At 43.7% G+C, this 20,146-nt stretch carries 27 protein-coding genes; 7 read left to right on the forward strand and 20 right to left on the reverse strand.

Going from position 1 to position 20,146, the window contains the following annotated elements:
- Positions 1 to 491: 491 nt before the first annotated feature.
- The 3 genes from nrfF to E2H97_RS17650 are packed head-to-tail and all read right to left on the reverse strand — an operon-like array spanning position 492 to position 3,529.
- Positions 492 to 971 carry a heme lyase NrfEFG subunit NrfF gene (gene nrfF / locus E2H97_RS17640; protein ID WP_133408348.1) on the reverse strand — a complete coding sequence of 160 codons (480 nt, stop codon included), beginning with the start codon at positions 969 to 971 and terminating at the stop codon, positions 492 to 494.
- Positions 971 to 1,525, reverse strand: a complete 555-nt coding sequence (locus E2H97_RS17645; protein ID WP_133408349.1) for a DsbE family thiol:disulfide interchange protein — start codon at positions 1,523 to 1,525, stop codon at positions 971 to 973. Before E2H97_RS17645 ends, nrfF begins: the two co-directional genes overlap by 1 nt.
- A gap of 15 nt (positions 1,526 to 1,540) precedes the next feature.
- Entirely contained in the window at positions 1,541 to 3,529 is a 1,989-nt protein-coding gene (locus E2H97_RS17650; RefSeq protein WP_133408350.1) for a heme lyase CcmF/NrfE family subunit, read from the reverse strand.
- Between the two features lie 220 nt (positions 3,530 to 3,749).
- On the opposite strand from E2H97_RS17650, the gene ccmI reads away from it, so the two are divergent.
- Positions 3,750 to 4,964, forward strand: a complete 1,215-nt coding sequence (gene ccmI, locus E2H97_RS17655; protein WP_133408351.1) for a c-type cytochrome biogenesis protein CcmI — start codon at positions 3,750 to 3,752, stop codon at positions 4,962 to 4,964.
- A gap of 67 nt (positions 4,965 to 5,031) precedes the next feature.
- On the opposite strand, the gene E2H97_RS17660 is transcribed toward ccmI, so the two are convergent.
- Complete coding sequence (locus E2H97_RS17660; RefSeq protein WP_133408352.1) at positions 5,032 to 5,334, reverse strand: c-type cytochrome; 303 nt, start codon at positions 5,332 to 5,334, stop codon at positions 5,032 to 5,034.
- A gap of 411 nt (positions 5,335 to 5,745) precedes the next feature.
- Between E2H97_RS17660 and ccmA the strand changes: the two genes are divergently transcribed.
- Genes ccmA through ccmE form a run of 5 tightly spaced genes read left to right on the forward strand, consistent with a single transcriptional unit; the run spans position 5,746 to position 8,516 of the window.
- Positions 5,746 to 6,396, forward strand: coding sequence for a cytochrome c biogenesis heme-transporting ATPase CcmA (gene ccmA, locus E2H97_RS17665; RefSeq protein WP_246029024.1), 651 nt, complete (start codon positions 5,746 to 5,748; stop codon positions 6,394 to 6,396).
- A gap of 2 nt (positions 6,397 to 6,398) precedes the next feature.
- Positions 6,399 to 7,091, forward strand: coding sequence for a heme exporter protein CcmB (gene ccmB, locus E2H97_RS17670; RefSeq protein ID WP_133408354.1), 693 nt, complete (start codon positions 6,399 to 6,401; stop codon positions 7,089 to 7,091).
- Complete coding sequence (locus E2H97_RS17675; RefSeq protein WP_133408355.1) at positions 7,092 to 7,838, forward strand: heme ABC transporter permease; 747 nt, start codon at positions 7,092 to 7,094, stop codon at positions 7,836 to 7,838.
- Positions 7,838 to 8,050 (forward strand): heme exporter protein CcmD, encoded by a 213-nt coding sequence (ccmD, locus tag E2H97_RS17680; RefSeq protein WP_133408356.1) that lies wholly within the window; start codon positions 7,838 to 7,840, stop codon positions 8,048 to 8,050. Before E2H97_RS17675 ends, ccmD begins: the two co-directional genes overlap by 1 nt.
- Complete coding sequence (gene ccmE / locus E2H97_RS17685) at positions 8,034 to 8,516, forward strand: cytochrome c maturation protein CcmE (protein ID WP_133408357.1); 483 nt, start codon at positions 8,034 to 8,036, stop codon at positions 8,514 to 8,516. The genes ccmD and ccmE overlap by 17 nt, the downstream gene beginning before the upstream one ends.
- 38 nt (positions 8,517 to 8,554) lie before the next feature.
- Here the strand turns inward: ccmE and E2H97_RS17690 are convergent, their stop codons facing one another.
- Positions 8,555 to 9,487 (reverse strand): hypothetical protein, encoded by a 933-nt coding sequence (locus E2H97_RS17690; RefSeq protein ID WP_133408358.1) that lies wholly within the window; start codon positions 9,485 to 9,487, stop codon positions 8,555 to 8,557.
- Between the two features lie 323 nt (positions 9,488 to 9,810).
- Between E2H97_RS17690 and E2H97_RS17695 the strand changes: the two genes are divergently transcribed.
- Complete coding sequence (locus E2H97_RS17695; protein ID WP_133408359.1) at positions 9,811 to 12,216, forward strand: penicillin acylase family protein; 2,406 nt, start codon at positions 9,811 to 9,813, stop codon at positions 12,214 to 12,216.
- A gap of 121 nt (positions 12,217 to 12,337) precedes the next feature.
- Here E2H97_RS17695 and rplQ read toward each other — a convergent pair whose 3' ends face one another.
- From rplQ to rplE, 15 genes are all read right to left on the reverse strand, one after another.
- Positions 12,338 to 12,730, reverse strand: coding sequence for a 50S ribosomal protein L17 (gene rplQ, locus E2H97_RS17700; RefSeq protein ID WP_121837958.1), 393 nt, complete (start codon positions 12,728 to 12,730; stop codon positions 12,338 to 12,340).
- Positions 12,731 to 12,771: 41 nt separating this feature from the next.
- Positions 12,772 to 13,761 (reverse strand): DNA-directed RNA polymerase subunit alpha, encoded by a 990-nt coding sequence (locus E2H97_RS17705; RefSeq protein WP_121837959.1) that lies wholly within the window; start codon positions 13,759 to 13,761, stop codon positions 12,772 to 12,774.
- A 24-nt stretch (positions 13,762 to 13,785) separates the two neighbouring features.
- The gene (gene rpsD, locus E2H97_RS17710; protein WP_121837960.1) at positions 13,786 to 14,406 is read right to left on the reverse strand and encodes a 30S ribosomal protein S4; all 621 of its coding nucleotides are present in this window, start codon (positions 14,404 to 14,406) and stop codon (positions 13,786 to 13,788) included.
- A 26-nt stretch (positions 14,407 to 14,432) separates the two neighbouring features.
- Entirely contained in the window at positions 14,433 to 14,825 is a 393-nt protein-coding gene (rpsK, locus tag E2H97_RS17715) for a 30S ribosomal protein S11 (protein WP_121837961.1), read from the reverse strand.
- A gap of 17 nt (positions 14,826 to 14,842) precedes the next feature.
- Positions 14,843 to 15,199, reverse strand: a complete 357-nt coding sequence (gene rpsM, locus E2H97_RS17720; protein WP_121837962.1) for a 30S ribosomal protein S13 — start codon at positions 15,197 to 15,199, stop codon at positions 14,843 to 14,845.
- 126 nt (positions 15,200 to 15,325) lie between these two features.
- Positions 15,326 to 15,439, reverse strand: coding sequence for a 50S ribosomal protein L36 (rpmJ, locus tag E2H97_RS17725; protein WP_006083579.1), 114 nt, complete (start codon positions 15,437 to 15,439; stop codon positions 15,326 to 15,328).
- 18 nt (positions 15,440 to 15,457) lie between these two features.
- Positions 15,458 to 16,801, reverse strand: coding sequence for a preprotein translocase subunit SecY (gene secY / locus E2H97_RS17730; RefSeq protein ID WP_121837963.1), 1,344 nt, complete (start codon positions 16,799 to 16,801; stop codon positions 15,458 to 15,460).
- A gap of 6 nt (positions 16,802 to 16,807) precedes the next feature.
- Complete coding sequence (gene rplO, locus E2H97_RS17735) at positions 16,808 to 17,242, reverse strand: 50S ribosomal protein L15 (protein WP_121837964.1); 435 nt, start codon at positions 17,240 to 17,242, stop codon at positions 16,808 to 16,810.
- Between the two features lies 1 nt (position 17,243).
- Complete coding sequence (rpmD, locus tag E2H97_RS17740) at positions 17,244 to 17,426, reverse strand: 50S ribosomal protein L30 (protein WP_121837965.1); 183 nt, start codon at positions 17,424 to 17,426, stop codon at positions 17,244 to 17,246.
- Between the two features lie 6 nt (positions 17,427 to 17,432).
- On the reverse strand, positions 17,433 to 17,936 hold the full coding sequence (gene rpsE, locus E2H97_RS17745; RefSeq protein ID WP_121837966.1) for a 30S ribosomal protein S5: 504 nt from the start codon (positions 17,934 to 17,936) through the stop codon (positions 17,433 to 17,435).
- A gap of 16 nt (positions 17,937 to 17,952) precedes the next feature.
- The gene (gene rplR / locus E2H97_RS17750; RefSeq protein WP_121837967.1) at positions 17,953 to 18,303 is read right to left on the reverse strand and encodes a 50S ribosomal protein L18; all 351 of its coding nucleotides are present in this window, start codon (positions 18,301 to 18,303) and stop codon (positions 17,953 to 17,955) included.
- Between the two features lie 11 nt (positions 18,304 to 18,314).
- Entirely contained in the window at positions 18,315 to 18,848 is a 534-nt protein-coding gene (rplF, locus tag E2H97_RS17755) for a 50S ribosomal protein L6 (RefSeq protein WP_133408360.1), read from the reverse strand.
- Between the two features lie 10 nt (positions 18,849 to 18,858).
- The gene (rpsH, locus tag E2H97_RS17760; RefSeq protein ID WP_121837969.1) at positions 18,859 to 19,251 is read right to left on the reverse strand and encodes a 30S ribosomal protein S8; all 393 of its coding nucleotides are present in this window, start codon (positions 19,249 to 19,251) and stop codon (positions 18,859 to 18,861) included.
- A 24-nt stretch (positions 19,252 to 19,275) separates the two neighbouring features.
- Positions 19,276 to 19,581, reverse strand: coding sequence for a 30S ribosomal protein S14 (rpsN, locus tag E2H97_RS17765; protein WP_133408361.1), 306 nt, complete (start codon positions 19,579 to 19,581; stop codon positions 19,276 to 19,278).
- Positions 19,582 to 19,591: 10 nt separating this feature from the next.
- Positions 19,592 to 20,131, reverse strand: coding sequence for a 50S ribosomal protein L5 (gene rplE, locus E2H97_RS17770; RefSeq protein WP_121837971.1), 540 nt, complete (start codon positions 20,129 to 20,131; stop codon positions 19,592 to 19,594).
- Between the last annotated feature and the right edge of the window lie 15 nt (positions 20,132 to 20,146).

Consider the following 20,146-nt stretch of genomic DNA (forward strand, 5'->3'; position numbering starts at 1 on the left):
GTCTGAAATCAAATTAATGATTTCAATCAATGTAAACACTCTTCATTGATAGAATTTTTGTTAGCATCCAAAGATGATAACTGGATGTTTCTATCTCTGTGAGTGTCCACACAGATTTGCTTGATACTTATTTTTAAAGAACATTGTGCTTTTATCAGCACCCCGTCGAGTCGTTGTTCTCAGCGGGTCAGGGCTGCGTATTCTACGCATTTCCCTGTGGTCGTCAACACCTTTTTTAAAGTTTTTTTCGACCGTTTAAAAAGTGACTTAATCACTTTCCAAACCCTGACTCAGTAGCTGCTGTAACAGTGTCTGTTTCGCCGCTGTGCCGTGTCAGTGGTGGCGCATTATAGGGAGCTTAGAATTTTGCGCAAGGGCTTTTTGAAAGAAAAATACGATTTTCTTTTCGGGTGGCTAGATATCCAGCAAAACGGAGAAAAAAAGGGCGCTTTTCGTTAAAAAGCGCCCTTTTTTCTGATTTTGTTTATAACTTATTTGTTATCTTCGTCTTGAAGTATCGCTTTTAGTGCTTGTTCATCATTTTCAGTAAAAGCTTCATTACTGTCTTTATTGGCTCTTTGCTTACGGACTAATAAACCAATGACAATTGCGCCACAGATAAGCAAACCTAGTGGTCCCCACCAAAGGATGTAGGTTTTAGAGTCCATTCTTGGCTTATAAAGTACAAAGTCACCATAGCGCTGCGTCATATACTGAACAATTTGCTCGTCACTCTTACCTTCATCCACCATTTTGTAAACTTGAATACGTAAATCGTGGGCAACGGGAGAGTTAGAATCAACCAAATCTTGGTTTTGACATTGCGGACAACGCATTGAACGCGCGAGTTTTAGTCCACGCTCTTGGTTGGTTTGGTTTTTAAATTGATAAGTATCTACAGGTGTCGCTGCGGCATATCCTGTAAGAAACGTTCCAACACACAATAATAAAGCCATGATCCACGGTTTCATTATGATGCTCCTCGCGCTTTAGCTTGTTGTTGCAGTTTTTGGATAATAGGCAGTAAGGTGTTATTCCATACTGGCTCAGCTATCGGCCCCGCATAACGGTATTGAATAATGCCATTATGATCGACAATAAAGGTTTCTGGTGCACCATAAACCCCTAAATCCACACCTAATTTACCCATGGGATCAAAGATATTTAGTGCATAAGGATCGCCTACTACCTTTAATTCATGCAACGCCGCTTTACGTTCATCACGATAGTTAATGCCATAGATTGGTAAAATGTTTTGCGCTTTTAGCTTCATTAAATACGGATGTTCGAACTTACATGATGGACACCAAGTTCCCCACACATTGATCATCGACACTTTGCCGATCAGATCTTTGTTGGTGAGCTTTATGTTTTCATCTTCCAACTTTTGTAGCTCAAAAGCTGGGATGGGTTTTCCGATAAGGGCTGAGTCCAATTGTTGCGGATTCAAAAATAGCCCTTTATAAAGAAAGAACCCTAATACGGCAAAGGTCACTAAAGGTAAAAATAGGAAGAATTTTTTCATCGTTAATGGTTTTCCTTATTCCGTCGCAAGTTGACCAGTTGGTTTAATTTCTTGAACAGGCTTAGCAAATTTAGCCGCCACTTTTTTACGGTAACGCTTATCAGAAGCCGATAAGATCCCGCCTATCATCATAAATATCGCACCAAACCATAACCAACGCACAAACGGTTTATAGGTAATACGTACAGCGTAGTCGGTTTTCGAGATTGGGTCACCAACAGTGACATACAAATCACGCAGCACACCCCAATCGATACCAACTTCGGTCATACTCATCACCTGAATGTTATATTCTCGTTTTTCAGGATGAATAGTGCTGACTTTATTGCCGTCCTTATTGATATCCATATAAATACGATTAGCCGTATAGTTTGGACCTTTAACCGGTACTTCTTTTACAAAGGTAAAGTCATAACCTGCAACATGTTGGGTGATCCCTGGTCCCATACGAACGCTACGTTCGATATCATAATTAGAGACCAGCGTTGCCCCAATAACCGTCACCGCAATACCAACGTGAGCCCACGCCATGCCCCATTGACTGCGACCAATACGCTTAATTTCAAACTGCCCTGTCGATGATTTGGCATTTTTATAGATAACCGCCGCCGTAGCGAGTACTACCCATATTGCAGCCGTTACCCCTAAGACAACCCAAATTTTGTATTCGCCACCGGCGATTAATGGTGCGGCAAATCCGAACATAGCAGCGACAACAGCAGGAACCCAAAGTGTCTTTTTCACCTCACCTTGTTTGGCTTTTTTCCAGCGGATCACAGGACCGATCCCCATTAGCCCAAGTGTAACTAGCGCAATAGGAACGAATACGGCGTTAAAGTATGGAGGACCTACTGAGATTTTGCCCATACCCAAAGCTTCAATCAGTAGCGGATATAGAGTACCGAGTAATACTGTGGCACAAGCGACCGTGAGTAATAAGTTACAAACTAAGATTAACGTCTCTTTTGACCACAACTGAAAACGTGATGGACTTGCCATCTGATTTGCTCTAAAGCCAAACAAGGTTAACGAGCCACCAATGGTAATGGCTAACAAGAGAAGGATGAATGAACCACGACTTGGATCAGCGGCAAATGAATGTACCGACGTTAATACGCCTGAACGAACAATAAAGGTACCTAATAAGCTTAAACTAAAGGCAAAGATAGCCAACAGTACTGTCCAGTTTCTAAAGGTTCCGCGTTTTTCGGTCACAATCAGTGAATGCACTAACGCCGTACCCACAAGCCATGGCATAAAGGAAGCGTTTTCAACGGGATCCCAGAACCACCATCCGCCCCAGCCAAGCTCATAGTAAGCCCACCAAGAGCCAAGCGCGATACCACCGGTTAGGAAGATCCAAGCCGCTAACGTCCATGGGCGACTCCAACGTGCCCAAGCTGAATCCAATCGACCACTCATTAATGCGGCAATCGCAAAAGCAAAGCTAACCGAGAATCCCACATAACCGATATAGAGCATTGGAGGATGGAAAATCAACCCCACATCTTGAAGCATTGGGTTGAGATCACGCCCTTCTAATGGCATTGGAAATAAACGCTCAAATGGGTTGGAGGTTAACAACATAAAGGCGGTAAAGCCTGTCACAATCAACCCCAAAATAGCTAACACTCTGGCGGTGTAGCGGATATCAATGCTTTTACTGAACTTAGCTACCGCTGCCGTCCACAAAGATAAAGTAAAGACCCAAAACAGTAGCGAACCTTCATGGCCGCCCCACACCGCTGCTATTTTAAAAAACTCAGGCAATTGCGAGTTAGAGTGCTGAGCGACATACTTGACGGAGAAATCATCAGTGCCAAAACTGTATCCGAGTACTATGATAGCAATAAAAATGAAAGCAAACATGCCATAGGACAGCGGCCATGCATAGCGGATCAAATGATCATTACGCTGCGCAACACCCACCAATGGAATGACGGTTAAAAGTAATGCAAAGGCTAACCCTAGTACCAGTGCAAAGTGTCCAAGTTCAGGGATCATGAAACGTTCCTACCACAAATGAGTACACACAGTAGTTACTGTGCAAAACTTGGCTTATTTTAGAGTGAATCCTACTGGATGTCTCTTAATTTTATGTTTTCTACTGGCTTATATTCAGCTACCACTTGATCTATATCTAGTTACCTCAGCTTTATTGACGTATAATCTGCCAACTTATGCGGTAAAGCCGTAGGCCAATAATTTGTAAAGCATTAACATCATGACGACATTTTGGATTTTTATTGTTTTGTTTATCTTGGTCAGTTTATTGCTGATCTGGCTGCCTTTTTTCCGTCAACGTCAAAACAAGCACATTGATACCGATGTACGCCAAAGTGCGAATATTGCTCTCTATAAAGAAAAGATCACCTTTTTAGAACAAGAATTGGCTGAGCAACAAATTAATGCTGAAGAATTTCAAACCTTAAAACATGAGCTTGAAATCACCTTGCTACAAGATACCAAGCAGGGGAATGAAGAAGACAGCAATGCGCAAACTTCTCATCATAAATCGCCATTATGGCCAGCGTTAATGTCGATAGTGCTCCTTTCTGTAGGTGGTTACTTTTATCATAAGCTTGGCGCCTATCAGATATTAAATGATGTTCCTCAACTGGCTCAAAGTCACACTAATATGTCACCTGAGCAGATCATGCGTCAGCAATTGGCGATGATGGAGCAGCAAGTTAAAAAGAACCCAAAAGACAGTGAAACTTGGTTTAGCTTGGGTCATGCCTACATGTCATTAGGTCGTTACCAAGATGCAATTGATTCTTTCAACAATGCAATCAAGGTCGATGGTGAAACCGCAGAGTTGTTAGGCCCTAAAGCCACCGCTATGTATTATCAAGCAGGACAAGTGATGACGCCTCAAATCCAAACCTTGATAGACAAAGCCTTAGAGCTTGACCCAAGTGAGCCTTCAACTTTATTACTTGTAGGAATGGATGCTTTCTTCCAAGGGCAGTATCAAAAGGCTATTGATGCATGGCAACGGATCTTAGATAGCCAGCGTAGTGATATCGATGTCGCAGCGGTAAACAATGCGATTGCAGAAGCTAAAAAACGCTTAGCCCCCCCCGTTGATAGCTCAAAATTAGGAGTCACGATTACCTTAACGGTAACACCTGAGTTAGCAAAACATGTATCACCTAAAGATACCATTTACCTGTTTGCTCGTACTTCTGGTGATAAAATCATCCCGATTGCCGCCACCAAAATCACGGCCGAAGCGCTACCAATTGAAGTGAAACTCGATCAATCCAATGTACTGGGCACAGGTACGGATTTTAGCCAAGTGAAAACCGTTGATGTCATCGCCTTACTGACAAAATCCGGTAAATTGAAAGCTGAGAAAGGCGATTTACAAGGTAGATTATCAAACGTAAAAGTGGGTAGCCACATCACCTTGCCGCTAAACGAATTGATTAAATAGCCCGTTTACTATTTGAAATACATAAAAAAACCGGCTTTCATAGCCGGTTTTTTCACATCTTAAACGATTATTTTTTCGCTGAAGACATGTATTTGATTGCAGCTTTGTAGTCTGCATCTTTACAATCCATGCACATACCACCAGGAGGCATTGCACCCTTACCTTTTTTCACAACTTTAACTAGCTCATCAAGACCTAGTTTTAGACGAGGTGCCCAATCCGCTGTGTTATGAGACTTAGGTGCGCCAGCGACACCCATAGAGTGGCAAACGTGACATGCTTTGTCATAAACCGCTTTTCCATCTTGAGCCATAACATTGGCTGACAGAGTCAACGCAGCTACCGCTGACATCATTAACAGTTTTTTCATATTTTATGTTCCTAGTGCAGTTACACACATTGCTTTAATTTATTATTCGAGCTAATAAGCCTGAATAACGGAGTACTCTTATTATATTTATACTTATTGTTACCAATTATAGATCGGTATTAAGGGTTTAGAATACAATAAATTGTGACAAAACTCACCCTACCCCCGCGAAGATTTAGTGGTTTATCGACAATAAGCCTGTATAAACGCTGTCAATAAGACAGTTTTTATCAACAATAATAAGGTGATCAAGCTTGTGATGGAAATGAACAGAGTTTTGCAGTAAATCAATTTCTTGTTACTTAAACATAACCGAAAGTAAACCATTGCAATGCTTTGTGCTACTATTGCGCCAACCCAAAAATCATCGTTTGTGTTTACAGCAAACAAAGACCTATGAAAGAGGGCTCTGTGTCGCAACCAGTTTCAACCAATGTCTTATTGACCGCTGACAGTCTGACTTGCATTCGTGAAGAACGGGTGCTGTTTGACGAGCTGAGCTTTTCGGTCAACGCAGGCGATATTGTGCAAATAGAAGGTCCAAACGGCGCAGGGAAAACCAGCTTACTGCGGATATTGACAGGGTTATCCCGTCCTTATGAAGGTCAAGTGCTCTACCAAAATCAGCCAATCGCTCAAGCCTCTGAAGAATTTCTACAAGCCCTGTTATATTTGGGACACAAAGCTGGAGTAAAGCCTGAACTCACGGCTCAAGCGAATCTTGATGTTTACCTCACATTAAATGGTTATGAAAAGGCCAATCTTCGAGAGATTTTAGCTGAAGTGAATCTTTCAGGGTTCGAAGACACTCCAGCCGGACATTTATCCGCAGGTCAGCATCGCCGCACTTCTTTAGCAAGATTGTGGCATACCAATGCCAAAATTTGGATCCTTGATGAGCCCTTTACCGCGATTGACAAACGGGGTGTTGAACATTTAGAGAACAAGTTTCTACAACATGCCGATCAGGGTGGATGTGTGATCTTGACCAGTCATCAAGACTTAACGGTGATCCCCGCAGAGCGTTTGAAAGTCATCCGCTTGGATGCGCAGGAGTATTAATCATGGATCAATCGAATCAGCTCAGTTATCGCCGAGGTTTTTTTACCGTTTTAAAACGAGACATAGCCATCGCGCTGCGCCAACGCGGGGATATCTTTAATCCTCTGTTGTTTTTTATTATGGTGATCACCCTATTCCCACTGGGTATTGGCCCTGAGCCCAATACCTTAGCGCGCATCGCCCCTGGGATCATTTGGGTCGCCGCCCTATTATCTTCTATGTTGTCATTAGAGCGTTTATTTAAAGCTGACTTTAATGATGGAACGCTTGAGCAAATGCTGTTAAGCCCACAACCACTCACTATTTTAGTGATGGCAAAGGTGTTAGCCCATTGGATTTTAACGGGTTTACCTTTAGTGCTTATCTCACCATTATTAGCACTTTTATTAAATCTCGATCATCAAGCTTACCTTGCGTTAATCCTCACTTTATTATTAGGTACCCCAGTTTTAAGTTTATTAGGGGCAATTGGGGTAGCTTTGACCGTCGGATTAAACAAAGGCGGCGTACTGCTGAGCTTATTAATTTTGCCTTTATATATCCCAATATTGATTTTTGCCACCAGTGCCATCGATGCTGCTGGAATGAATTTACCTTATGATGGTCAACTGGCGATTATTGCCGCGATGTTGGCAGGTTCATTAACTATGGCGCCATTTGCCATTGGCGCTGCTTTAAAAGTGAGTACGAATTAGATGTGGAAATGGTTACATCCTTACGCTTCACCTGAAAAAGCGTATCAACTGTCTACAACCCTATTCCCATGGTTTGCCGTGTTAGGGTTCTCCTTAACCCTTATCGGCACCATTTGGGGATTAATGTTTGCCCCTACCGATTATCAACAAGGGGACAGTTATCGCATCATCTTTATCCATGTTCCTGCGGCGTCCATGTCAATGTCTGTCTATGTGGGCATGGCAATCGCTTCTTTCATCGGCATGGTTTGGCAGCTCAAACTTGCCGATTGGAGTGCAGCCGCCATGGCACCTGTTGGCGCAGTCATGACCTTTATTGCGCTGATCACAGGCTCATTTTGGGGTAAGCCCATGTGGGGTGCTTGGTGGGTATGGGACGCTCGACTGACTTCAGAGCTCATTCTATTATTCCTCTACTTAGGCGTCATTGCCTTATACGCCTCTTTTGAAGATAAAGTGGTTGCCGCTCGTGCTGCGGGCATTTTAGCCATCGTCGGTGTCATTAACATTCCAATCATCAAATATTCGGTGGATTGGTGGAACTCATTACATCAAGGCTCCACCATTAAAATCACTGAAAAGTCAGCAATCACTAGCGATATGCTGTATCCGCTATTAATGAATATTTTTGGTTTTGGCTTACTGATTGGCGCCATTGTGATCATGCGCTTTAAAGCTGAAATCATTGCCCGTAGCAGTATGCGTCCGTGGGTAAAAACGATGGCACTTGAAGGAGAGAACAAGTAATGCAATTTGATTCCTTACAAGCCTTTTTCAATATGGGTGGGTATGCCTTTTTTGTCTGGTGCTCCTATGGCATCACCTTTGGCAGCATTGGCATACTCATATACTTAAGCGCCACCCAAGAAAAGCGCAACCTTAAACGTATCGCTGACAAACTCAAGCGCGACGAAAGACTCAAAGCAATTCGGAGAAATAAAAATGAATCTAAGGCGTAAAAAACGACTGATCTTAGCCAGCACTCTGATCCTCGGTGTCGCGGCAGCCGTGTCGTTAATGCTATACGCACTCAACTCGAATTTGAATTTATTCTATACCCCTTCTGAAATTGTGAATGGTAAGAAAGACAGTGGCGTAAAACCAACTATCGGGCAACGCATTCGTATTGGTGGCATGGTTACTGTTGGCTCTCTCAAGCGTGATCCTAAAAGTTTGCACGTTGAGTTTGCCGTTCACGATGCAGGCGGACATCAAATCATTGTGGTTTACGATAATCTGTTACCTGATCTATTCCGAGAGGGGCAAGGTATTGTCGCTCAAGGCGTATTAATCGCGCCAAACCGATTACAAGCCTCTGAAGTATTAGCCAAGCATGATGAGGAATACATGCCGCCAGAAGTGGCTGAGGCAATGGGTAAACAGCATAAAAAACTTGAATATAGCAAAGAAGCCACTAAGCAGTAATGCCATCATGTTTAGTGTTGAGCTAACTTAGCTCAACACTAAACATAGGTATATTTCCCGCCAAAAAAGAATCCTGAGCCATATAACACAGGCTGCTCATCAACGACTTCAACATCTTCTGGTAATTTTAACCAGACATCATCTTGATGGTCTCTGGTATTTGAAGGAACATCTTCCAACCAATTATCAGATGGAATATTTTTCTTTAACGCGTAAACACTTTGATTTGGCAATACGACCCAATAACTTTTTAGACGAAAACGATGTTCTCCCTCACCCACTGTTCGAATACGAGCCTTGAATTTAATCCGAGGATCTAAACATTCCTTCCGTAAAGTCAAAAACACAGCATCACAATCAGTTACTGTTTTAGCCACCTTCATTTGGAGGAATAAATCATAAAGCTCTGATTCATGTTTAAAGGATTCTGGAAATTGTGAAATAAGCTCATGCGATTCACAAGTTGCACACCGAGAAAACTGAGTCGCATTATTAAATTTCTTCCTGCGTTTTTTCTCAAAATCGATGTCTTTTTCACGGTCAACTCGGCATAGTTCAATTTGTTTTTTATTGCCTTTCAAATCCTGATACACAAGATAGAAGACATAATTTCCTGCATTGTGCCAGTTGTCTGGTGGTGAAGTCATAATTACTCTAGGACCAGCGTAACCATTAACTTCTTGTCGTGGTAAGCCATTAAAGCGATGCATGGCCTCAACACAAGCAGTTTGACAGGTGGATAGCTGTCCCTCTTCCGCTTTACCCGCCATGATCAATACTCTCAGGGGAATGGTGAACTCTTGTGAATTAATGCCGACGACGTAGTTTTTAAATCGCAACCATAAGTCATTCAAATACGAAAATAGATTACCCCGTGTGTTCCCTTTTGCTTTTAGCTTATTCACTAAGCTTTCATCAACAGTGGGGCTATAGCTGGGAATTAAAAACGGACGACTGCCAACGATACCCATAAATACCTCGCTGCAGAATACTCAACTTATACGATTAGGATTGATTTTAAATGATCTTGTTCTAAAGCCGAACGTTCATGAACGATTTTTCATCGATTGGATTATGCAGGTAATTGTGAGCAATAAAATGGCCTATATATTCAATAGTTTACAAAAACCAAAACGGATACTTAGAACAAAATCGAATAAGGAAATTTACTTGATAATTGCTAAGTAAAATAGATTTCTACACAGATAATTCACTGAAATGCTATTAGGCATGTAAATTTGATAGCAAGCCAATAACCGATTATGGTAGATAAAAAGTATTACAGGAGTTGGCTATGCGGATTTGGTTATCTAGGAGTTTGAAAAGCTTAGCATTCATCACAGCACTGATTGTTATTGTTGGCTTCATTGTATTCAGACTGAGTTTACCTCAACTTAATGGCTCTATCTCGTCGCCATATATACAGCATCCTGTAGATGTCACTCGCGATGCACAAGGTGTTCCAACGATAACAGGGCGATCCAGAGCTGATGTTGCCTATGCAACCGGTTATCTACATGCACAAGAGCGTTTTTTTCAAATGGATTTATCTAGACGCAATTCGGCAGGAGAGTTATCAGAGCTGTTTGGAGAACGCGCCATTGAATATGATAAAAAGCAACGCATACACCGCTTTAGACTCATCGCTAGCGAAGCCATAAAGCTTTTACCACAAGCCCAGAAAAATATACTCAAAGCCTATACCACAGGCGTAAACCAAGGACTTAGGGATTTAACCAGTAAACCCTTTGAATATTGGCTACTGAATGTCTCTCCGCAACCTTGGAAAATGGAGGACAGCTTCCTTGTTATATACAGCATGTATCTCGACCTCAATGATCCCAGCGGTCATTTAGATGCCACCAAGGGATTTTTAGCGAAACTGGTTTCCCCTAAAGTTCTCTCTTTTATTTCACCTCAATATACCCGTTGGGATTCGCCACTAGAAAGCGATCATAAATACAAAATGACGATCCCAAATAAAAACGAGATCAACTTAAGAAATTTATCTCCGGACACATACTCAGCAATGACTGGACACATCAAACCAGAAACCATGATTGGCAGTAATAACTTTGCAGTTGCTGGTGAGTTAACCCCCTATAAAAGCGCCATGGTTGAAGATGACATGCATCTTGGCTTAAGAGTGCCTACCGTCTGGTATCGAGCACAACTACGCTTTCCGAACCCTAATGACCATGAACCCGTAAAAATCACTGGTGCAACGCTCCCCGGTGTGCCCAGTATGATTGTTGGCAGTAATGGGCATATAGCTTGGGCATTTACCAATAGCTATGGCGACTGGGTAGACTTAATCAAACTCAAAGTTGATGGTAATGAATATTTTACCAACCAAGGAAAAGATACATTTCATACTTGGTACGACACCATAAATGTAAAAGGTGAAAGCCCAGTAGAAATGAAATTCGACAGCACTCGGTGGGGACCCGTAATTGAGTCACCATTTACCAGTCAAAAATATGCCCTAATGTGGACGGCTTATAAGCCCAGTGCCACTAATGTTAACTTGATGGAAATGGAGACGGCGCACACAGTACACGATGCCATTGATATTGCTAATCGTTCGGGCTTACCACCACAAAACATCGCAATTGCCGATAGTCAGGGAAATATAGGTTGGAGCATCGCGGGTAAACTCCCTAAACGAACGAGCAGAGACACAAGATTTCCGATTGATTGGCGACACGCCGACAGTCAATGGCAAGGTTGGTTACCGATACATAAATATCCCAAAGTCATTAACCCAAAGCTTAAGCGAATATGGACAGCAAACGCCCGTGTAGCTAGTGGTGATGATCTTCGCAAGATTGGAGATGGCGGTTACTCGCTCGGCGCACGTCAAAAGCAAATACGTGACCACTTACTCAAACTCAAGCAAGTAAATGAACATAAACTCCTCAAGGTGGCCACAGACAGTCGAGCATTATACTTAAACCATTGGCGTAAACTCATGCTGGAAGTATTGACGCCTAAAGCTATCATCAATCATCCAGAGCGTGCCTATGTAAGAGAGCAAATACAACAATGGAGTGGACATGCTGAGCCTTATGATCATGGCTACCGTTTAGTACGAGAGTTTCATGATCAACTCAATAAAACCGTATTACAAAGCATAGGACGATACTTATTAGCGACCACCCAAATTCCCCATAAAGAAATCGATGATGCCTGGCTGCAAGGGGTAAACCATGAGAGAGAAATGCTATTGACCTTGTATCAACAAAAACCAATGAATTGGTTAAGCCCACAATATAAAAGTTGGGACCAATTATTCTTAAAAACCATAGATTCAGTGGTTGCTGACTTAGCAGAACAAAATCACAGTGATGCAATGACAGCGCTGAAATCAGCAACTTGGGGACAAAGAAATACCGCTGAAATCAAACATCCATTAAGCGGCGCCATCCCACTTGTTGGGAAGTACCTCAATATGCCAGACATTGAGCTTTCAGGAGATAATTGGATGCCGAATGCACAAAGGCCAAGTACCGGCGTGTCAGAACGGATGATTGTGGCCCCAGGGCATGAAGACAAGGGTATTTTCCATATGCCTGGAGGTCAAAGTGGACATCCTTTATCGCCTTATTACAAAACCGGATTTGACGATTGGGCACAAGCTAATCCAAGCCCACTGCTGCCAGGGAAAACCAAATATAAACTGGAATTTGAGCCTGAATAATAGTTGTAAAAAAAAAAAGAAGAACCCAGATAGACCTTCTATAAAAGAATTTCTGGATAGAATATTTATAGACGTAAAAAAACCGAGCCTTTGAGCTCGGTTTTTTTAATTTCCTGAAAACTTACTCAGCTGCTTCTTCAACAACTTCTGTAGTTTCTGGGCGATCAACTAGCTCAATATACGCCATAGGCGCTTTATCACCAGTACGTAGACCGCACTTCAGGATACGGGTGTAACCACCAGGACGTTCCTGATAGCGTGGACCCAATTCAGTAAATAACTTACCTACAACTTCAGCGTCGCGAGTGCGAGCAAACGCTAAACGACGATTTGCAACACTGTCACTTTTAGCAAGTGTGATCAATGGCTCAACTACGCGGCGCAGTTCTTTCGCTTTAACGGTAGTCGTCTTGATGATCTCATGACGAACTAGCGATGCAGCCATGTTTGAGAACATGGCCTTACGATGACTGCTGTTGCGGTTAAGTTGACGTCCACTCTTACGATGGCGCATGACTTAATCCTTATAACCTAAAATCTGTACAGACCTGGGACTTATAGGTCGTCTGCTAAACTAGCTGGAGGCCAGTTTTCAAGACGCATACCTAACGACAGTCCGCGAGATGCCAAAACATCCTTAATTTCAGTAAGAGACTTCTTACCAAGGTTAGGGGTTTTAAGCAGCTCAACTTCAGTGCGCTGTACCAGATCACCGATGTAATGAATCGCTTCGGCTTTCAAACAGTTAGCCGAACGTACAGTTAACTCTAGATCGTCGACAGGACGCAATAATATCGGATCGAACTCTGGCTTCTCTTCTTTCTGCTCTGGCTCAGACACATCACGTAGTTCAACAAACGCATCAAGCTGTTCAGCTAAGATGGTTGCAGAGCGACGGATCGCTTCTTCAGGGTCGATAGTACCGTTAGTGGTCATATCGATGATAAGCTTATCTAAATCAGTACGTTGCTCAACACGTGCCGCTTCAACATTGTAAGCGATACGAGCAACAGGTGAGAAAGAAGCATCGACTAATAGACGGCCAATTGGGCGGTCATCGTCTTCGGTTTGTGCACGAGCAGATGCTGGTACATAACCACGGCCACGTTCTACACGAATACGCATGCTGATGTCATTGTTACCTGTCAAATGACAAATAACGTGATCTGGATTCATGATAGCAACGTCGCCATCATGAGTGATATCTGCTGCGGTGACAGGGCCTGCGCCTGACTTACTCAAGGTAAGCATGGCTTCATCTTTACCCTCGAGGTGTACTGCTAAGCCTTTTAGATTAAGCAATATTTCAAGGATATCTTCTTGCACGCCTTCCTTGCTGCTGTACTCGTGCAACACACCGTCGATTTCTACTTCGGTGACTGCGCAGCCTGGCATAGACGACAATAGGATGCGACGCAACGCGTTACCTAAGGTGTGACCAAAACCACGCTCTAGTGGCTCTAGGGTTACTTTGGCACGAGTTGGGTTAACCTGCTCGATATCTACGAGACGCGGTCTAAGAAATTCTTTAACAGAACCCTGCATTGTGTCCTCTCTTGTTTGTTAGCCTTACTTAGAGTAAAGCTCGACGATCAGCTGTTCGTTTATGTCCGCAGACAGGTCGCTACGCTCAGGTAGACGCTTGAAAGCACCTTCCATCTTAGCGTTGTCTACTTCAACCCATGTAGGCTTTTCACGTTGACCAGCCACTTCTAAAGCAGCTTGAATACGAGCTTGCTTACGTGACTTCTCGCGAATGCTTACTACATCATTCGCAGACACTTTGAATGATGGAATGTTTACAACACGACCATTTACCATAATTGACTTATGGCTAACCAGCTGACGTGCTTCTGCGCGTGTCGAACCGAAACCCATACGATAAACTACATTATCTAGACGAGTTTCTAATAATTGCAACAAGTTTTCACCAGTGTTGCCTTTAACACGTGCAGCTTCTTTATAGTAGTTACGGAATTGCTTTTCTAACACACCGTAAATACGACGAACTTTTTGTTTCTCACGTAACTGAAGACCGTACTCAGATAGACGAGGCTTACGAGCGCCGTGCTGACCTGGTGCAGTTTCTAGTTTACATTTCGAATCAATTGCTCTCACACCGCTCTTTAAGAAAAGGTCAGTACCTTCTCGGCGGCTGAGCTTGAGCTTGGGACCCAAGTATCTTGCCATGATCTTTCTCCAACTATCCTAAGGCGTTATACACGACGCTTTTTAGGAGGACGACAACCGTTATGAGGGATTGGCGTCACGTCTGTGATGTTGGTAATTTTATAACCAACTGCGTTCAGCGCACGAATGGCTGATTCACGACCTGGACCAGGACCCTTTACGAAAACTTCAAGGTTTTTAAGACCGTAGTCTTGAGCTGCATTACCTGCGCGCTCTGCAGCAACCTGTGCAGCAAATGGAGTTGATTTACGTGAACCACGGAAACCACTACCACCTGCAGTAGCCCAAGCTAATGCATTACCTTGACGGTCTGTAATAGTAACAATTGTGTTGTTGAAAGACGCGTGGATATGAGCCATGCCGTCTGCAATCTGTTTACGTACACGCTTGCGCGGTGAACGTGATGGACTTTTAGCCATTGCTTAACCCCTTCCCGTTACTTTTTAATTGGCTTACGTGGACCTTTACGCGTACGCGCATTGGTCTTTGTACGTTGCCCACGGAGAGGCAGGCTACGACGATGGCGGAGACCACGATAACAACCAAGATCCATTAGGCGCTTGATGTTCATTGAAATCTCACGACGTAAGTCACCTTCTACAGTGTATTTGGCAACTTCTTCGCGTAGAGTATCTATTTGAGCTTCGCTCAATTCCTTGATCTTAGCGTCTTCAGCGATAGATGCAGCAGAACAAATTGCCTTAGCAGTTGTTTTGCCGATGCCGAAGATTGCAGTCAATGCAATGACTGTATGCTTCTGATCAGGAATGTTAATGCCAGCGATACGGGCCACTATGCACTCCTCAAGTTAATGGTCATCTGCGAAAAGCCCGAAAGGATACTCGACAGACGACAGTTTTGCAATCATTATTTGACCGATTTACAACCTTTCACGTAAATCGGTCAAAACTTCTTCTTTTTAGCCTTGACGCTGTTTGTGTTTTGGTTCAACACAGATAACGCGTACAACGCCACTACGCTTGACGATCTTGCAGTTACGGCAGATCTTCTTCACGGAAGCTCGAACTTTCATTTCATCACTCCGTTATGCTTATCCGCGACCAAAGCGGTCTAAATTCGCTTTGTTCACTAGATTTGCTTTCTTCATCACAGACTCATATTGATGAGACATCATATGGGTCTGAACCTGAGCCATAAAGTCCATGATAACCACTACCATGATCAGTAGTGAAGTACCGCCGAAGTAGAATTGTACTTTCCAAGCGATAAGCATGAACTCTGGAATTAAACAGATAAAGGTAATGTATAACGCACCAGCCAATGTAAGACGGGTCATTACTTTATCAATGTAACGCGAAGTCTGTTCTCCAGGACGTATCCCAGGAATGAATGCGCCACTCTTCTTCAAGTTATCTGCTGTTTCACGAGGGTTGAATACCAACGCCGTGTAGAAGAAACAGAAGAAGATAATAGCAGCTGCATACAATAAAGAATACAGCGGTTGTCCAGGCGATACAGCCAGTGAAATATCACTTAACCACGCCATAGATTCATTTTGACCAAACCACTGAGCCAGTGTGCCTGGGAACAAAATGATACTGGATGCAAAAATCGGTGGTATCACACCCGCCATATTTACTTTTAATGGCAAGTGGGTACTTTGCGCTGCAAACACCTTACGGCCTTGCTGACGCTTAGCATAGTTAACAACGATACGACGTTGACCACGCTCGACGAATACCACGAAATATGTGACTGCAAAAACAATCACAGCAAGCAGCAACAACACTAATACATTCAAGTCACCTTGACGCGCCTGCTCAGCCGTTTGGCCGATAGCAGATGGCAACCCAGCAACAATACCTGCGAAAATAAGGATCGAGATACCATTACCAATGCCGCGCTCGGTAATTTGCTCACCTAGCCACATAAGGAACATGGTTCCTGTCACTAAGCTCACTACCGCAACAAAGTAAAAGCCAAAGCCTAAGTTAACCACTAGACCTGGTACTAAGTTTGGTAAACCTGTCGCAATACCGATTGCCTGAAAGGTTGCCAACACGAACGTTCCATATCGTGTGTATTGACTGATTTTCTTACGTCCAGACTCGCCTTCCTTTTTCAGTTCAGCCAGTGCAGGATGCACAACAGTCAATAATTGCATGATGATCGACGCCGAAATGTACGGCATGATCCCCAATGCAAAGATAGAGGCACGCTCAAGGGCACCACCAGAGAACATGTTAAACATGCCTAGGATGGTTCCCTTTTGTTGAGCAAACAGCTCTGCTAGTACAGCTGCGTCAATACCAGGAATTGGTACAAATGAACCCGCTCTAAAGACGATAATTGCACCAATCACGAACAGGAGACGTGTCTTCAATTCAGATAGACCGCCTTTCGCGCTTTTTAAATCAAGTCCTGGTTTTGCCATTGACGATTATTCCTCGATCTTACCGCCGGCAGCTTCGATAGCTGCACGTGCACCTTTGGTTACCTTAAGACCTTTTACGGTCACTGGGCGATCAATGGTACCTGAAAGAACGATTTTCGCAAACTGGATATTGCGAGTAATTACGTTCGCTGCTTTTAGCGAATGTAAGTCAATAACATCACCGTTAACTTTAGCTAGTTCGCCTAGGCGTACTTCTGCAGTCACTAAAGACACACGAGAAGTGAAACCAAACTTAGGCAAACGGATTTTAAGTGGCATTTGACCACCTTCAAATCCTACGCGTACACCGCCGCCACTACGTGACTTCTGACCTTTGTGGCCGCGACCACCAGTCTTACCTAAACCAGAACCAATACCACGACCAACGCGCTTCTTAGCTGATTTAGAACCAGGTGCTGGAGATAAAGTGTTTAATTGCATCTTATTCCTCCACCGATACCATGTAGTAGACTTTGTTAACCATACCGCGAACAGAAGGAGTATCTTCTAGCTCAACAGTGTGGCCAATGCGACGTAGACCTAAACCAGTTAGGGTTGCGCGGTGCTTTGGCAAACGACCAATAGCACTTTTAGTCTGAGTTACTTTAATAGTTTTCTTAGCCATGGTGCATTACCCCTGAATGTCTTCAACGTTCAGACCACGCTTAGCTGCGATTTGCTCAGGTGACTTCATGTGCACTAGAGCGTCTACAGTTGCGCGAACGATGTTGATCGGGTTAGTAGAACCGTAAGCTTTTGACAGTACGTTGTGTACGCCAGCAACTTCCAGAACTGCACGCATTGCACCACCGGCGATAACACCAGTACCTTCACTTGCTGGTTGCATGTAAACTTTAGAACCAGAGTGACGACCCTTAATAGGGTGATGCAAAGTACCGTCTTTAAGCTGAACGGTCACGATGTTGCGACGAGCTTTTTCCATCGCTTTTTGGATCGCAGCTGGTACTTCACGTGCTTTACCATAGCCGTAGCCAACTTTACCATTACCATCACCAACAACAGTTAGTGCAGTAAAGCTAAAGATACGACCACCTTTTACCACTTTAGAAACACGATTTACTGCTACAAGCTTTTCTTGTAAATCGTCTTTTTGCTGAGTTTCTAATTTAGCCATAATTTTGTATAACTCCTTAGAACTTCAGGCCAGCTTCACGAGCGGCATCAGCTAGTGCTGCTACACGACCATGATACTTGAAACCAGAACGGTCGAACGCAACGTTAGTTACGCCCTTCTCTACCGCACGCTCAGCAATAGCTTTACCTACTGCTTTCGCCGCATCAACGTTACCTGTTGCTTTTAGGCTTTCGTTTACTGCTTTTTCAGCAGTAGAAGCTGCAACGATTACGTTTGCGTCAGGACCGATAACCTGAGCGTAAATGTGACGCGGAGTACGATGTACGACCAGACGGTTAACGCCCAGTTCAAGGATCTTCTTACGAGCGCGAGTGGCGCGACGTAAGCGAGATGTTTTCTTATCCATATCGCGTTACCTTACTTCTTCTTAGCTTCTTTACGGCGAACATTTTCGTCAGCGTAACGAACACCTTTACCTTTGTAAGGCTCTGGTGGACGGTAGCCGCGAATTTCAGCCGCAACTTGACCAACCAATTGCTTATCAACACCGCTGATAACAATTTCAGTTTGGCTTGGACATTCAGCTTTGATGCCTGCTGGTAGTTCGTGAACTAAAGGATGTGAGAAACCTAAAGTCAAATCAACGCCTTTACCTGCGATTTTCGCACGGTAACCAACACCGATTAGTTGTAGTTTCTTCTCAAAACCTTGAGAAACACCGATAACCATGTTGTTGATAAGTGCACGAGCAGTACCTGCTTGTGCCCAAGCGTTAGCTACACCTTCAACAGGTGCTACTTTAAGCTCAGTACCTTCAACAACTGCAGTTACTGCAGCGTTTAGCTCACGAGAAAGTGTACCTTTAGCACCTTTCACTGTGATGTTTTGGCCGTTTAAAGTCACTTCTACGCCAGCTGGAATAGCGACTGGTGCTTTTGCTACACGAGACATTGCTAACTCCTTATGCTACGTAGCAGATAACTTCACCACCCATGCCTGCTTGGCGGGCAGCGCGGTCGGTCATCAAGCCTTTTGAAGTGGATACGATTGCGATACCCAAACCGCCCATCACTTTAGGAAGCTCGTCTTTACCTTTGTAAATACGTAGTCCTGGACGTGATACACGTTGGATAGTCTCAACGACTGGTTTGCCTTGGAAGTATTTTAATTCAACTTCTAATTCAGGCTTGGCTTCATCTGCTACGGCGTAGTCAGTGATATAACCTTCGTCCTTAAGAACTTTGGCTAATGCAACTTTCAGCTTAGCTGAAGGCATTTTCACAGATACTTTGTTAGCAGCTTGGCCGTTACGAATACGGGTTAACATATCCGCAATAGGATCTTGCATGCTCATATTAGCTTACTCCGTAACAAGTGCTTACCAGCTGGCCTTACGCAGACCAGGAACCTCACCGCGCATAGTTGCTTCACGTAATTTGATACGGCTAAGGCCGAACTTACGTAGGAAACCATGTGGGCGTCCAGTTTGATTACAGCGGTTGCGCTGACGCGAACGGCTTGAATCACGTGGAAGACCTTGCAGCTTCAATACTGCGTCCCAACGATCTTCTTCTGAAGTCTCAGGACTTGCAATGATAGCTTTAAGAGTCGCACGCTTTTCAGCGTACTGAGCTACAAGCTTGGCACGTTTTGCTTCACGTGCTTTCATTGAACTTTTTGCCATTGCGCTACCCTTATTTCTTGAATGGGAAGTTGAATGCGTCTAATAGAGCTCGACCTTCTTCATCATTTTTCGCAGTAGTAGTGATAACGATATCCATACCACGAATTTTATCGATTTTATCGTAATCGATTTCAGGGAAGATGATTTGCTCACGCACGCCCATCGCATAGTTGCCACGACCGTCGAAAGACTTCGCACTTAGACCACGGAAGTCACGGATACGAGGGATCGCGATATCAACTAAACGCTCGAAGAATTCCCACATACGCTCACCGCGTAGGGTAACTTTACAACCAATAGGGTAGCCATCACGGATTTTAAAACCAGCAACTGATTTACGAGCAACAGTTACAACTGGCTTTTGACCTGCGATAGCAGTCATGTCACGAAGCGCGTGCTCCATAACTTTCTTGTCTGCTACAGCCTCGCCAACACCCATGTTAAGGGTGATTTTCTCAATCCGAGGGACTTGCATGACACTGGTAAAACCAAACTTCTTAGAAAGTTCAGCGATAACAGTCTCTTTATATTTATCATGCAGTTTCGCCATCGTTTACTCCAATAC

The organism is Parashewanella tropica (genome assembly GCF_004358445.1).
In the GTDB taxonomy this organism is placed as follows: domain Bacteria; phylum Pseudomonadota; class Gammaproteobacteria; order Enterobacterales; family Shewanellaceae; genus Parashewanella; species Parashewanella tropica.